Origin of the sequence: Micromonospora sp. NPDC047548 (genome assembly GCF_040642975.1) — a bacterium.
Lineage (GTDB): Bacteria > Actinomycetota > Actinomycetes > Mycobacteriales > Micromonosporaceae > Micromonospora.
Genome location: NZ_JBEYTI010000033.1, coordinates 46,793 through 60,288 on the forward strand (window position 1 = coordinate 46,793; position 13,496 = coordinate 60,288).

The 13,496-nt window shown below is 71.2% G+C and carries 13 protein-coding genes; 7 read left to right on the forward strand and 6 right to left on the reverse strand.

The window, feature by feature from the left end:
- Positions 1-3 precede the first annotated feature (3 nt).
- The 3 genes from purL to purS form a co-directional block, all read right to left on the reverse strand.
- Positions 4-2,763 carry a phosphoribosylformylglycinamidine synthase subunit PurL gene (purL, locus tag ABZ807_RS25580; RefSeq protein ID WP_357162912.1) on the reverse strand — a complete coding sequence of 920 codons (2,760 nt, stop codon included), beginning with the start codon at positions 2,761-2,763 and terminating at the stop codon, positions 4-6.
- A 70-nt stretch (positions 2,764-2,833) separates the two neighbouring features.
- Complete coding sequence (gene purQ, locus ABZ807_RS25585) at positions 2,834-3,517, reverse strand: phosphoribosylformylglycinamidine synthase subunit PurQ (RefSeq protein WP_357162915.1); 684 nt, start codon at positions 3,515-3,517, stop codon at positions 2,834-2,836.
- Positions 3,514-3,777 carry a phosphoribosylformylglycinamidine synthase subunit PurS gene (purS, locus tag ABZ807_RS25590; RefSeq protein ID WP_357162918.1) on the reverse strand — a complete coding sequence of 88 codons (264 nt, stop codon included), beginning with the start codon at positions 3,775-3,777 and terminating at the stop codon, positions 3,514-3,516. Before purS ends, purQ begins: the two co-directional genes overlap by 4 nt.
- A gap of 721 nt (positions 3,778-4,498) precedes the next feature.
- On the opposite strand from purS, the gene ABZ807_RS25595 reads away from it, so the two are divergent.
- Positions 4,499-4,960, forward strand: coding sequence for a YbjQ family protein (locus ABZ807_RS25595; RefSeq protein WP_357162921.1), 462 nt, complete (start codon positions 4,499-4,501; stop codon positions 4,958-4,960).
- 206 nt (positions 4,961-5,166) lie between these two features.
- Here the strand turns inward: ABZ807_RS25595 and purB are convergent, their stop codons facing one another.
- Both purB and ABZ807_RS25605 read right to left on the reverse strand, forming a co-directional pair.
- Positions 5,167-6,591 (reverse strand): adenylosuccinate lyase, encoded by a 1,425-nt coding sequence (gene purB, locus ABZ807_RS25600; RefSeq protein WP_357162924.1) that lies wholly within the window; start codon positions 6,589-6,591, stop codon positions 5,167-5,169.
- A gap of 106 nt (positions 6,592-6,697) precedes the next feature.
- A complete protein-coding gene (locus ABZ807_RS25605; RefSeq protein ID WP_357162928.1) occupies positions 6,698-7,315 on the reverse strand; it encodes a hypothetical protein in 618 nt (205 codons plus the stop codon).
- Positions 7,316-7,518: 203 nt separating this feature from the next.
- On the opposite strand from ABZ807_RS25605, the gene ABZ807_RS25610 reads away from it, so the two are divergent.
- The 4 genes from ABZ807_RS25610 to ABZ807_RS25625 all read left to right on the forward strand — a co-directional run bounded on the left by ABZ807_RS25610 (position 7,519) and on the right by ABZ807_RS25625 (position 10,778).
- On the forward strand, positions 7,519-8,259 hold the full coding sequence (locus ABZ807_RS25610) for a 3-oxoacyl-ACP reductase family protein (protein WP_357162931.1): 741 nt from the start codon (positions 7,519-7,521) through the stop codon (positions 8,257-8,259).
- A gap of 199 nt (positions 8,260-8,458) precedes the next feature.
- A complete protein-coding gene (locus ABZ807_RS25615) occupies positions 8,459-9,106 on the forward strand; it encodes a DUF998 domain-containing protein (RefSeq protein ID WP_357162934.1) in 648 nt (215 codons plus the stop codon).
- Positions 9,107-9,197: 91 nt separating this feature from the next.
- Positions 9,198-9,509: a YciI family protein gene (locus ABZ807_RS25620; RefSeq protein WP_357162936.1), complete on the forward strand. Its 312-nt coding sequence runs from the start codon at positions 9,198-9,200 to the stop codon at positions 9,507-9,509.
- Positions 9,510-9,548: 39 nt separating this feature from the next.
- On the forward strand, positions 9,549-10,778 hold the full coding sequence (locus ABZ807_RS25625) for an RNA polymerase sigma factor (RefSeq protein ID WP_357162938.1): 1,230 nt from the start codon (positions 9,549-9,551) through the stop codon (positions 10,776-10,778).
- Between the two features lie 955 nt (positions 10,779-11,733).
- Here ABZ807_RS25625 and ABZ807_RS25630 read toward each other — a convergent pair.
- Complete coding sequence (locus tag ABZ807_RS25630; protein ID WP_357162942.1) at positions 11,734-12,186, reverse strand: VOC family protein; 453 nt, start codon at positions 12,184-12,186, stop codon at positions 11,734-11,736.
- Positions 12,187-12,207: 21 nt separating this feature from the next.
- Here ABZ807_RS25630 and ABZ807_RS25635 point away from each other — a divergent pair, with 21 nt between their 5' ends.
- Entirely contained in the window at positions 12,208-12,810 is a 603-nt protein-coding gene (locus ABZ807_RS25635) for a CGNR zinc finger domain-containing protein (protein WP_357162945.1), read from the forward strand.
- Positions 12,811-12,815: 5 nt separating this feature from the next.
- Positions 12,816-13,253: an SRPBCC domain-containing protein gene (locus tag ABZ807_RS25640; protein ID WP_357162948.1), complete on the forward strand. Its 438-nt coding sequence runs from the start codon at positions 12,816-12,818 to the stop codon at positions 13,251-13,253.
- Positions 13,254-13,496 lie beyond the last annotated feature (243 nt).

Genomic DNA, 13,496 nt, shown 5'->3' on the forward strand with positions numbered 1-13,496 from the left:
GCCTCAGCGCTTATCGGGCGCGGAGGGCTGCTCGTCGTCACCGGGGTCGGCCGGGGTCGCCAGAGCGTCGGGAGCCGTCGCATCTGCGGGGACCTCCGTGCTCGGGCGCTCATGCTCCGCCGCCTCGGCGACGCTCGCCTCGGGCTCCTCGTCGGTCGGCTCCGGCTGCGCGTCCTCGTCGGTGGCGGCCGGTCCGGCCTCCGCGTCCTCGTCCGCGGCGGTCGGCAGGTCCGCCGGCTGCCCGACGGTGGCCGGCGCGACGGTGGTGGTGCCGGTCCGGGTCGCCTCGACCTCGACCTGGGCGGCCTCCGAGCCGCCGAAGAGCCGGGGCAGGGTCGCGGTGTGCGCGTCGCGCAACTCGTCGAGGCCGATCCGGAACTGGCCGTGCACCTCCAGGGCGCCGCCCGCCGGGTCGGTCACGCCGATCCGCTCCCACGGCACGCCGCGCTCGCCGCACAGGCCGGTGAACGCCTTCTCGTGACCGCGCGGCACCGAGACCAGCACCCGGCCGGCCGACTCACTGAACAGGAACACGAACGGCAGCGAGCCGTCGGCGAACCGCTCCGGCACAGCGATCCGGGCACCGATCCCGCGCCGCAGGCAGGACTCGACCAGGCTCTGGGCGAGACCACCGTCGGAGAGGTCGTGCGCGGAGCTGAGGTGACCGACCCGGGCCGCCTCCGCCATCAGGTCGGCCAGCACCCGCTCGCGGCACAGGTCGACCTGCGGCGGCATGCCGCCCAAGTGCTCGTGGGTCACCCAGGCCCACTCCGAGCCGGAGAGTTCCACGTGCGTGTCACCGAGCAGGAAGAGCTGGTCGTGGTCGCCACCGGGCCGCGGTACGAAGCCCATCGGCACCCGGTCGGCGACGTTGTCCAGCACGCCGAGCACGCCGACCACCGGGGTGGGGTGGATCGGGGCGGCGCCGGTCTGGTTGTAGAAGCTGACGTTGCCGCCGGTCACCGGGATGCCCAGTTCGAGGCAGCCGTCCGCCAGGCCGCGCACGGCCTCGGCGAACTGCCACATCACGCCCGGGTCCTCCGGCGAGCCGAAGTTGAGGCAGTTGGTCACGGCGATCGGCCTCGCGCCGGTCACCGCCACGTTCCGGTACGCCTCGGCCAGCGCCAGCTTCGTCCCGTTGTACGGGTCGAGGCGGGCGTACCGGCCGTTGCCGTCCACCGACAGGGCGACACCGAGGCCGGTGCGCTCGTCGATCCGGATCACGCCGGAGTCCTCCGGCTGGGCGAGCACGGTGTTGCCCAGCACATACCGGTCGTACTGCTCGGTCACCCAGGTCTTGTCGGTCAGGTTCGGCGACGCGATCATGCGGAGCAGGGTCTCCCGCAGCGCCTCCGGCGTGCTCGGCCGGGGCAGCGTCTCGGCCCGGTCGGCCTGGAGCAGGATCAGGTCGGCCGGCTCCCGCATCGGGCGGGCGTAGACCGGGCCGTCGTCCACCAGCGAACCCGGCGGCACGTCGACCACCACGTGGCCGTTCCAGGTGACCAGCAGCCGGCCCGGCCGCCCATCGGCGGACGGCGCGGTGACCTCACCGATCGCGGTGGCCAGCACGCCCCACTTGTCGGCGGTCTTGAGTACCGCCTCCAGCCTGTCCGGGGCGACGACCAGCAGCATCCGCTCCTGGGACTCGCTGGCCAGGATCTCGTGCGGCTCCATCGAGGGCTCGCGCAGCGGCACCCGCTCCAGCCACACCCGCATGCCGGTGCCAGCGGAGGCGGCGGTCTCGGTGAGCGCGCAGGTCAGCCCGGCACCGCCGAGATCCTGGATGCCGACGACCAGCTCGGCGTCGTACAGCTCCAGGCAGGCCTCGATCAGCAGCTTCTCGGTGAACGGGTCACCCACCTGCACGGACGGGCGACGCTGCTCGCTGCCCTCGTCGAAGGTCGCGCTGGCCAGCACCGAGACGCCGCCGATGCCGTCCCGGCCGGTCTTGGCACCCATCAGCACCACGATGTTGCCGGGGCCGGTGGCGTCCTTCTTCTGCAGCCGGTCGACCGGCAGCACGCCCAGGCAGAGCGCGTTGACCAGCGGGTTGCCCTGATAGCAGGGGTCGAAGACGACCTCACCGCCGATGTTGGGCAGGCCGAGGCAGTTGCCGTAGCCACCGACGCCGGCGACCACGCCGGGCAGCACCCGGGCGGTGTCCGGGTGGTCGGCCGCACCGAAGCGCAGCGGGTCCATCACGGCGACCGGACGGGCGCCCATGGCGAGGATGTCCCGGACGATGCCGCCGACGCCGGTCGCCGCGCCCTGATACGGCTCGACGAAGCTCGGGTGGTTGTGCGACTCGACCTTGAAGGTCACCGCCAGCTCGTCGGAGACCCGGACCACGCCGGCGTTCTCCCCGATGCCGGCGAGCAGCCGGTCGCTCGGCGGGGCCTTCTCACCGAACTGGCGCAGGTGCACCTTGCTCGACTTGTAGGAGCAGTGCTCGCTCCACATGATCGAGTACATGGCCAGCTCGGCCTGGGTGGGACGCCGGCCGAGGATGTGCCGGATCCGGTCGTACTCGTCGTCCCGCAGGCCCAGCTCGGCGTACGGCTGGAGCTCCTCGGGGGTGCCGGCGGCCTGCGACACGGTGTCCACGCCGGCGGTCCAGCCGGCGGCCGGCGCCGGGCCGACGTGCCGGCCCGCGTCGGCCGGGCCGCCCTGCGGCACCACCGTGGCCGCGCGCGCCTCTGCCGGGGCGGCCGGGAAGGCGCCCGGTGTCTCCCGTACGGCGGCCGGGTCCGGATGGGTGGTCATGACGTCTCCTCGCTGCGCTCGTGGCCGCCGGTGAGGCGGTGGAGCCGACCGATGGTCCCGCCGCGTACGATCACGCCGGCGTCCCCACCAGGTGCTTGAGCACCGAGGTGAAGAAGCCGAGGCCGTCCAGGGAGGGGCCGGTGAGCGCCTCCACCGCGTGCTCGGGGTGCGGCATGATGCCGACCACGTTGCCGGCGGCGTTGGTGATCGCGGCGATGTCGCGCTGCGACCCGTTCGGGTTGCCGCCGACGTAGCGGGCGACGACGCGCCCCTCGCCCTCCAACTCGTCCAGGGTCGCGGCGTCCGCGACGTAGCAGCCCTCGCCGTTCTTGACCGGGATCAGGATCTCCTGATTGGCCTGGAAGGCGTTCGTCCAGGCGGTGCTGGCCGACTCCACCCGCAGGACCTGGTCCCGGTTGCGGAAGTGCAGGTGCTGGTTGCGAGTGAGCGCGCCGGGCAGCAGGTGGGCCTCGCAGAGGATCTGGAAGCCGTTGCAGATGCCGAGCACCGGCAGGCCGCCCCGGGCCGCGTCCACGATCCGGTCCATCACCGGGGCGAACCGGGCGATGGCCCCGCAGCGCAGGTAGTCGCCGTAGGAGAAGCCACCCGGGAGGACGACGGCGTCCACCCCGTGCAGCTCCGCGTCAGCGTGCCAGAGCCGGACCGGCTCGGCGCCGGCGATCCGTACGGCCCGGGCCGCGTCCCCGTCGTCCAGCGACCCGGGAAAGGTCACCACACCGACGCGGGCGGTCACGGGTGCGTTTCCACGGTCTCGTCCGCCTCGACCACCCGGACGGTGAAGTCCTCGATGACCGGATTGGCGAGCAGCTTGTCGGCGATCTCCCGGGCCCGGTCCAGGTCCGGTGCGCCGGTGAACTCGATCTCGATCCGCCTGCCGATCCGGACAGAGGCGACGTCACTGACGCCGAGCCGCGGCAGCGCGTTTGCGACGGCCTGACCCTGGGGATCGAGGATCTCGGGCTTGAGCATGACGTCGACGACGACGCGAGGCACAGGGCACTCCTGACTGTGTACGCAGTTGGGTGCCGGCCCACTACGGGGCGAGCGCAGCCAGCGTACCTGGCAGATTCCGGTCCGGACGCACCGGCCGGGGGCAGCTCAGGCAGTGATCGACATCACGACCCGTCCGGCTGGAGGGTCGATGCGCGTTCGTTGCCGGGCCGTTGCGGTTTCGTTGCGTGCCGCGCCGGCGGTACGCCAGCACCACCCCGTTGACCAGGGAAATCTCGAACGACGCCCGACAGCCCTGACCAGTTCCCGACAAACGGGGACGAGCGCCTCGCGAGCCCGCCGCGTCACATCCGTTGGATCTCTATTCGCTCTTGTGAACGGGACTCGGGGGCCTGGCATCCATCGGCAGGTGCCGATTCTTTCGACGTCCGTCCGGGTCGGCAGCGGCTACCACGCCTCGGGTGACACCACCCGCACCGTGAGCGCCTCCTACAACGGACCAGCTCGTTGGTGACCTCGATCGGCTGGTAGATCGCGCGGTCGGGGGTCGCCTCCACCGCCGACGGCGTGAGCACCCAGAACTACGGCAGCGTCGCGTACAACCGGCCTGGATCACCTCGGTGGCCGGTGTCTGACGGTTAGCGCCATGGCGGCGCGGATGGGGGCCGAGGTGCCCGCCGTCCGCGCCGCCTCGTTTTGCAGCATCCGATCAGGTGAACACGGCTCGCGAACGGCCCGGGCGCCGACTGACAGCATCGGAACCGTGCTGGTCGTGACGACGGATCAACTACCCGGCTACGAGGTCCGCCAGATCCTCGGCGAAGTGGTCTCATCGATGGCCCGGACGCGGAACCCGTACCGCGAGGGGGTCAAGAACCTGCGCGGTGGCGCGTACGACCCGATGGCGCCGGACAACCTCACCCGATGGCGGACCGACTCGGTGGCCCGGCTCGGCGAGGAGGCCCTCCGGCTCGGCGCGAACGCCGTGGTGGGGATGCGCTTCGACAGCCGCGACTGCGGCGAGATGTGGATGGAGATCTGCGCGTATGGCACGGCGGTGATCGTCGTACCCAAGGTGCCCGACGTCATGCCGCACGACCAGCCGCTGGTCGCCGCGGAGACGGCCCAGGACCCCAGCTTCACCGGGTCCCCCGGCGGCATCGCCGAACCGGCCAGCGCCCCCAACCTCTCCTCCGCCCCCGAAACCCCCACCCGCAACTCCTGACCCACCCACCCGACCCGCCCACGGCGACGCCCGCGCTTGATCGACTCCGTTTGCGGCGTGTCGCGGTATCACCCGACCGGGGACACCGCGACACGCCGCAAACGGAGTCGATCTCCGGCCGGGACAGGCCGAGCCGGGCCCGAGTGGAGGAAGGCCGGGTGGGGGAAGGCCGGGTGGGGGAAGGCGGGACGGGCGTCCGGGGTGGGTCAGAGGATCGGGGGTGGGGAGTAGGTGGCGGCTTCGGGGTGGGCCGTGACGACCGCCGTGATGCGGCAGGTGATCGCGTCGACCTGGGCCTGGGCGGCACCGGTGAAGGTGGTCGGGTCGGCGACCAGGGCGTCGATCTCGGCGCGGGTCAGGCCGAGGCGGCCGTCCGCGGCGAGACGGTCGAACAGGTCGTTCTCGGCGGAGCCCTTCTCGCGCATGGCCAGCGCCACGGCGACCGCGTGCTCCTTGATCACCTCGTGGGCCACCTCCCGGCCGACGCCCCGGCGTACGGCGGCGACCAGGATCTTGGTGGTGGCGAGGAACGGCAGGAACCGCTCCAGCTCCCGGTTGATCACCGCCGGGTACGCCCCGAACTCGTCCAGCACGGTGAGGAAGGTCTGAAAGAGCCCGTCGGCGGCGAAGAACGCGTCCGGCAGGGCGACCCGGCGGACCACCGAGCAGGAGACGTCCCCCTCGTTCCACTGGTCGCCGGCCAGCTCCCCGACCATCGACAGGTAACCCCGGATGATCACCGCGAAGCCGTTCACCCGCTCCGACGAGCGGGTGTTCATCTTGTGCGGCATCGCGCTGGAGCCCACCTGGCCGGGCTTGAAGCCCTCGGTGACCAGCTCCTGGCCGACCATCAGCCGGATCGTGGTGGCCAGCGACGATGGCGCAGCGGCCACCTGGGCCAGCGCGGCGAGCACGTCGAAGTCGATCGAACGCGGGTAGACCTGCCCGACGCTGTCCAGCACCCGGCTGAACCCGAGGTGCCCGGCCACCCGGCGCTCCAGGTCGGCCACCTTCTCCGCGTCGCCATCGAAGAGGTCGAGCTGGTCGGCGGCGGTGCCGACCGGGCCCTTGATGCCGCGCAGCGGGTACCGCGCGATCAGGTCCGCCAGCCGCTCGTACGCGATCAGCAGCTCCTCAGCGGTCGACGCGAAGCGCTTGCCCAGCGTGGTGGCCTGCGCGGCGACGTTGTGCGAGCGCCCGGTCATCACCAGCCCGGAGTGCTCGTGGGCGAGCCGGGCCAGCCGGGCCAGGGCGGCGACGACCCGGTCCCGGATCAGCTCCAGCGAGCGGCGCACCTGGAGCTGCTCGACGTTCTCGGTGAGGTCCCGGGAGGTCATCCCCTTGTGCACGTGCTCGTGCCCGGCGAGCGCGCTGAACTCCTCGATCCGGGCCTTCACGTCGTGCCGGGTGACCCGCTCCCGCTCGGCGATCGAGGCCAGGTCGACGTCGTCGACCACCCGCTCGTACGCCTCGACCACCCCGTCCGGCACGGCCACGCCGAGGTCCCGCTGGGCCTTCAGTACGGCGAGCCAGAGCCGCCGTTCCATCCGTACCTTCTCCTCCGGCGACCAGAGGGCGGCCAGCTCGGGTGAGGCGTACCGGTTGGCGAGCACGTTCGGGATCGTCGTCACGTACCCATTGTCCCGTACGCGCCGGTCACAGCCCCAGCCAGCCCGGCCCGCCGGCAGGTCGGCGGGTCGGGTCCGATCGGGTCGGGTCCGATCGGGTCGGGTTACGTCACACCCGCGGGATGTCGTGCACGGCCGCGCTCACCACGAGGGTCTTCGTCTGCTTGCCGTGGGCGTTGCGGACCGTCAGCAGGTACGTGTGCCGCTGGACGTCGCCCCCGGCTCCCGAGCAGGGAAAGTTCAGGGTCTCGCTGCCGGTGGGCGGGTAGTTGTCGGCGTACACGCCCGGGCCGTCGACGGACAGGGCGACGGAGTCGACGTTGCTGGCCTTCCACTCGATGACGACGGGGGTACCCGCGATCGGGTTGGCGCTCGTTCCGGACGGGCAGGACGGCTTCTGGGCGACCCGGAAGAAGGCGACGGCGGGGCCGGCCGGCCTCGGGGCGCTGGTCGTCGGCTTGGCGCCGGACTGCCCACCGCTGCTGCCGGTGCCGCCGCCCGTCGACCCGCCGCCGGTCGTACCGCTGTCGGCGGGCTTCCCGGTCGTCGTCGCCTCGCCGGTGGCGGGCGCGGCGGATCCGGATGCCGCCGCGTCGCTGGGGGCCTCGGTGACCGAGGTCGTGGCGGTGGATTCCGTGGCGCTCGTACCGCTGGACGCGCAGCCGCCGGCCGCCAGCGCGGCCGCCAGGGCGACGACCGTGGTACGGAGCAGGGCTTGACCGGACATGACCGCTCCCGTCGCAGGTGCCGCCGGTGATGTCCGGGCGGGCTGCCGTCCACGGTAGGGACGGTCGGCAACACGGCACGGAACTCGGCTGACCTGGTACCCGTCCACACCCACCGGGACGGGCCAAACGCCGGCTCCGGTGCCGGTGGCGGTGCCGGATAGGCTGCTCATCCTCCTGAGTCGACAGACAGGATTGGGGAAGCGTGTCCAGACTTACCGGTAGGGTTGCCCTTGTCACTGGCGGGAGCCGCGGTATCGGCGCCGCCGTCGTTCGCCGGCTGGCCGAAGACGGAGCCCACGTCGCGTTCACCTACCGCAAGGCGGAAGACAGCGCGAAGGCTGTGGTCGCCGACATCGAGTCGTACGGCCGCACCGGCCTGGCTATCCGGGCCGACAGCGCCGACGGGACGGCGGTGGTCGGAGCGGTCGAGCGGACCGTCGCCGAACTGGGGCGGCTGGACATCCTGGTCAACAATGCCGGCGTGTTCTCGGCCGGGCCGATCGACAAGGTCAGCCTCGACGACCTCGACCTGGCCATCGCCGTGCACGTACGCGGGGCGTTCCTGGCGACCCAGGCGGCGGTACGCCACATGGGCGACGGCGGGCGGATCGTCAACATCGGCAGCAGCTTCGCCAGCCGCGTCCCGGACCCGGGAGTCAGCGTCTACGCCATGACCAAGAGCGCGGTCAACGGCCTGACCAGGGCCCTCGCTCGCGAACTCGGCCCACGCGGGATCACCGTCAACGTGATCCTTCCCGGTTCCACCGACACCGACATGAACCCGTCGGACAGCGCCAGCGCCGACGCGCAGCGGTCCCACATCGCCCTCGGCCGGTACGGGACGCCGGCCGACGTGGCGGCAACGGTCAGCCACCTGGTGGGCGAGGGCGGCCGGCACATCACCGGCGCGACGATCGCCATCGACGGCGGCGCCACCGCCTGACCCGGTCACCGGTTGCGGGTCCCGGGTGAGCGGCGGAGGAACCAGAAGTCGGGCGGGACCGGCACGTGCTCTTGCGGCTGCGACGGAACTGGCGCTGAACAGGGAAAACAGGAAACCAAAAAGATCTTGAAGGTTGTTTGTCGGATCCGGGTCGCCCCGTTCGAGGCCTAGGTAGAGACCTCGAACAGGGAGACGAGACATGAGCTCGAACTGCACGCCGGCCGCCCGGATCACTAGGTCGCTGCTGGGCTACGGCATCATCGCCGGCCCGCTCTACGTCGTGGTGGCCTTGGCCCAGGCGTTGACCCGGGATGGCTTCGACCTGAGCCGGCACGCCTGGAGCCTGCTCGCGAACGGTGAGCTGGGCTGGATTCAGATCACCAACTTCATCGTCACCGGGTTGATGACCGTGGCCGCGGCGATCGGCCTGCGCCGGGCGCTGCCCCCCGGCCGGGGCGGCACCTGGGCCCCGCTCCTGATCGCCACCTATGGCGTGAGCCTGATCGGAGCTGGGATCTTCCGCGCCGATCCCGCACAGGGCTTCCCCGCCGGTACGCCCGAGACCACGACGGTCAGCTGGCACGGCTGGCTGCACTTCATGGCCGGCGGAATCGGCTTCCTGTGCCTCATCGCGGCCTGCTTCGTGCTGGCCAGCCGCTTCGCCCGCGACGGCCGGCGTCGGCTGGCCTGGTTCTCCCGTATCACCGGAGTGGTCTTCCTCGCCGGGTTCGTCGGCATCGCCAGCGGTTCGCACGGCCCCACCACGCTGGCCTTCGTCGCAGCGGTCGTGACCGTCTGGGCCTGGCTGGCCACAGTTTCCGTCCGCTTCTACCGCACCGCTTCCTGACAACAGCACCAACCACTGAGAGGATTCAGTCATGCGCTACATGATTCTGCTGAAGGGAACCCAGCCCGCAGCCCCGCCACCAGCGGAACTGATGGACGCCATCCTGAAGCTCGGCGCGGAAGCCTCCGCGGCCGGTGCCCTGCTGGACACCGCTGGCCTGGCCCCGAGCGTCGCCGGGGCCCAGGTGCGCCTCTACGGCGGCACGCTGAGCGTCACCGACGGCCCGTTCGCCGAGGCGAAGGAGACCATCAGCTACGCGCTGTACCAGGTCCGGTCCAAGGAGGAGGCGGTGGAATGGGCTTCCCGGTTCATGAAGCTGCACCGCGATCTGTGGCCGGGCTGGCAAGGCGAGGCCGATGTGCTGAAGGTGTTCGGCCCCGAGGACTTCGGCAACCCCGCCTGAGTTCGGCCCAGCGTTCCCGGCTTGCGAGGATCGGTAGCTATGACAGCTACCGATCCTCGTCGCGTGGTGGAGGCGGTCTGGCGCATCGAATCCGCCCGGATCATCGCTGGCCTGGCCCGCATCGTCCACGACGTCGGCCTGGCCGAGGAACTGGCTCAGGACACGCTCGTCATCGCGCTTGAACAGTGGCCGGTCACGGGGGTTCCGGACCACCCGGGTTCCTGGCTCATGGCCACTGCCAAGCATCGCGCCATCGACATGCTGCGCAGGCAGAGCCGGTACCAGCAGAAGCTTGCACAGATCGCACGAACGACCCCGGAAGCGGAGGACCCCGACGTCGCCGCGGAGCTCGACGACTATGTCGGCGACGACCTGTTGCGGCTCATCTTCACCACCTGCCATCCGGTGCTGTCGACCGAGTCCCGGGTCGCGCTCACCCTCCGGCTGTTGGGCGGGCTCACCACCGACGAGATTGCCCGGGCCTACCTGGTCGCGGAGCCCACCGTCGGCCAGCGCATCACCCGGGCCAAGCGGACGCTCGCCGAGAAGAAGGTGGCCATCGAGCTGCCGCCGCCAACCGAGGTCGTCGAGCGGCTGGCCTCGATCCTCGAGGTCATTTACCTGATCTTCAACGAGGGGTACTCGGCGACGGCCGGTGACGATTGGATCCGGCCCTCGCTGTGCGAGGAGGCGCTACGCCTGGGCCGGATCCTGGCCACGCTGGCGCCGCACGAGCCAGAGGTGCACGGGCTGGTGGCCCTGATGGAACTCCAGGCGTCACGCACCCCGGCCCGTACCGACCCGGACGGGGCCCCGATCCTGCTGCAGGATCAGGATCGGCGGCGCTGGGACCGGCTGCTGATCCGGCGAGGACTGGAGGCGCTCGGCCGCGCCGAAGGCACCTTCGGGCCGTATGTCCTGCAGGCCTCCATCGCGGCCTGCCACGCCCGCGCCACCCGCGCCGAAGAGACCGACTGGGAGCGGATCGCGGCCATCTACCAGGTGCTGGCATACGTGTCGCCATCACCCGTGGTGGACCTCAACCGCGCGGTCGCGGTTGGCAACGCCCACGGACCCGCACGCGGACTGCAGATCGTTGACGCCCTGGTCCTACCGAACTATCCGCTACTCCCGGCGGTCCGCGGCGACCTGCTCGCCAGACTCGGCCGCAACGCCGAAGCCCGCCACGAGTTCGAACGTGCAGCGGCGATGACCCGCAACGCCCGCCAGCGCAGCCTGTTCGCGGCCCGGGCGGCCGCGCTCGAATGACCGGTCTGCACGTCAGCCGTACCTGGCCCTACACCAGTCGTTACGCCGACACCTACGACCTGTTGCGATCCTCGCCCGGTCCGGAGACCGGGCGCAGCAGCGACGGTCAGCCACCTGGTGGGCGAGGGCGGCCGGCACATCACCGGCGCGACGATCGCCATCGACAGCGGCGCCACCGCCTGGCCCGGTCACCGGTTGCGGGTCCCGGGCGAGCGGCGTGGCAATGGCGGGCGCGGCGGACGACCCCAGGCAGCTGTCGGCCGGGACCCTCCACGCGCGGTTGCTGGATCAGGGAGGAGCGGGGCGGCCCGTGAGCGCGGTCCAGAGTCCGTCGCCCGCTTCCTCCTCGGTGTCGAAGCGCTGGCGGACGGCGTGCACGCCGCGCTCGTAGCGGCCGATCTCCCAACCGCCGGGTGAGCGGCGGAGGAATCTGAAGTCGGGCGGGACCGGTACGTGCTCGTGCCGCCCTCCAGCTCGAAGGCGTCCGGCGACAGTCCCGTCGTCAGCAGTGCGTTGCACACCTCGTGCCGGTCCATTCCGACCTCCCGATCCTCACCGGCCGACGCGGGCAGCCGCCGGCCCGGCGTCCTTTTGATGTTGCGGTGCTCGCCCGATCCGAAGACCGGGCGCATCCGCCGACGAGGTCGTCCTGCGGCACCTCACCTACTGTCGGCGTACAGGTCCACTTCCCAGCCAGGTACGCCCTGACATGCAAGGATCCACATGTAGAGGAGATCAACGTCGGACGCCTTGGGGGCCGCCATCGCCACCAGGGCGGCTAGTTCGTCCAACTACGTTCGGTCACCACAGGGCGGACGGATGCGCGCGGATCGCGGCATGAGAGGACGTCGCGCTGCCCCGACCCATCGACGGGATCATTCCCTTCTGTGTCCAAAACGGACTCTCGCACGACGACCGCGCAGCACGGCGATGTCGCGGGCGGTCACGGCCCGATCTACGCCGCGCAGAACTCGTTGCCTTCCGGGTCCTGCATGATCCACCAGTGCCCGGCGGGTCCCTTGTTGACCTCGCGGACGCGGGTCGCCCCCAGGTCTTCCAGCCGGGTCACCAGCTTAGCGAGGTCCCCGGGCTCGCTGTGGACGTCGAGGTGCAGGCGGTTCTTGTCGGACTTGCCCTCGGGCACGTCCTGGAAGAGCAGCCGTCGGCCGCGGCCGACGCCGCTGGTCTCGTCGAACGGGTCCTCGGGGTGGCGGATCGCGGCGTAGCCGCGGAAGGTCTTGCGGCCGCGATGCTCGCTGACCGCCTCTTCGCCGATGCGGCCGGCGGCCAGCAGTTGCTCAATAAGCATGCTGGGGTCTTCCACCTCGTACTCCAGGGCCGCAGCCCAGAAGTCTGCGAGGGCGGGTGCGTTCGTGCTGTCGATGACCAGCTTCCAACTCAATGCCATGTAACTGTTTATACTGGTTACATGGACCTCCTCGCAACCAAGGGGCTGACGCTGCACTCCCATACCGGCGTCGCCTACCGGTTCGACCCGGGCGCGCTGTGCCTGGAGCTGCTGGTCACCGGCGGCCCCGGCCCCTACCGCCGATACGAGGTTCTGCACGAGCCCGCCGATCTGGCCGCCTGGGCGGACCGGTCACGGCTGACCCCGACGCCCGTACTGGAGATCTCCGAGGCCGACGTGACGGACGCGCGAAGGCTGCGCGATGCACTGTTTCGTGTGGTCATCGCCCACACGCGCGGCGAGCCGCACCCACCCGGTGACCTGGAGGTCATCAACGAGGCAGCCGCCGGTCCGGCCCTGGCACCCGCCATCACGCCGACCGGGAAGCGACAGTGGGCCGGAACTCACCGCGGCACGCACCTGCTGGCCACCGTCGCACGGGACGCCATAGAGCTGCTGACCGGCCCCTTCGCACACCGCATCCGCACCTGCGCCGCCGAAGACTGCCACCTCGTCTACGTCGACACCTCACGCCCCGGCCACCGCCGCTGGTGCTCCATGGAGCACTGCGGCAACCGCCACAAGGTAAGGGCGCTGCGCGCCCGCCACTCCGAGGAAGGATGACCGCGATGCCCACAGGACTCACCAAGGACGCCGGCTGGCAGATCGGCGTGTCCCGCACGCTGCCCCACCCCGTGCCCGTCGTTTGGGACTTCATCAGCAGCCCCGACGGGCTCGCCCTCTGGCTCGGCCCCGGCGCGGTCCTCATCCCAGAACGCGGCGCCCCCTACCGGACGGCCACAGGAGTGGCGGGCGAGGTGCGCGGCTACCGCCCGGCAGACCGCATCCGCGTCACCCACGACACCACCACGGTGCAGGTCGCCCTCGCTCCCGCCGCCGACGGGGCCCGGACGATGCTTCGCTTCCACCAAGAGCACCTGGCAAGCGCCGAAGAGCGCGAACAGCAGCGGACGCACTGGCAGCACATCATGGACCAGGTCGCTGCCGCCCTCGACGGGGGTCGACTGGCAGGGTCAGGTAATCCAACTGTCTTGTATTCGCGTTGACGCCCGCTCCAGCAATCACGGTGAGTCACGCCGACCCTGGTGCTGGTGGCCAGATCTGCTGCCAACGATCATGATCTGACGACGCGACGGCCGACCTGGATGCCGGACTGACAGTGATGCTGCCGGGACGACTGGCGCGCCATGTCAGCGGCATGAGTAGCCCTGTGTCAAGCGGCGGACGCGAGGACGGCCTGCAAGGCTCGGTGGCGGGTGGGGTCGTAGGCGACGCGGTCTTGCCAGCAG

Excerpts from the sequence above, each read along its gene's own strand:
- purL (WP_357162912.1), bottom strand. The coding sequence starts at position 2,763 with ATGACCACCCATCCGGACCCGGCCGCCGTACGGGAGACACCGGGCGCC.
- ABZ807_RS25605 (WP_357162928.1), bottom strand. The coding sequence starts at position 7,315 with ATGTCCGGTCAAGCCCTGCTCCGTACCACGGTCGTCGCCCTGGCGGCC.
- ABZ807_RS25615 (WP_357162934.1), top strand. The coding sequence starts at position 8,459 with ATGAGCTCGAACTGCACGCCGGCCGCCCGGATCACTAGGTCGCTGCTG.
- ABZ807_RS25620 (WP_357162936.1), top strand. The coding sequence starts at position 9,198 with ATGGACGCCATCCTGAAGCTCGGCGCGGAAGCCTCCGCGGCCGGTGCC.
- ABZ807_RS25625 (WP_357162938.1), top strand. The coding sequence starts at position 9,549 with ATGACAGCTACCGATCCTCGTCGCGTGGTGGAGGCGGTCTGGCGCATC.
- ABZ807_RS25630 (WP_357162942.1), bottom strand. The coding sequence starts at position 12,186 with ATGGCATTGAGTTGGAAGCTGGTCATCGACAGCACGAACGCACCCGCC.
- ABZ807_RS25635 (WP_357162945.1), top strand. The coding sequence starts at position 12,208 with ATGGACCTCCTCGCAACCAAGGGGCTGACGCTGCACTCCCATACCGGC.
- ABZ807_RS25640 (WP_357162948.1), top strand. The coding sequence starts at position 12,816 with ATGCCCACAGGACTCACCAAGGACGCCGGCTGGCAGATCGGCGTGTCC.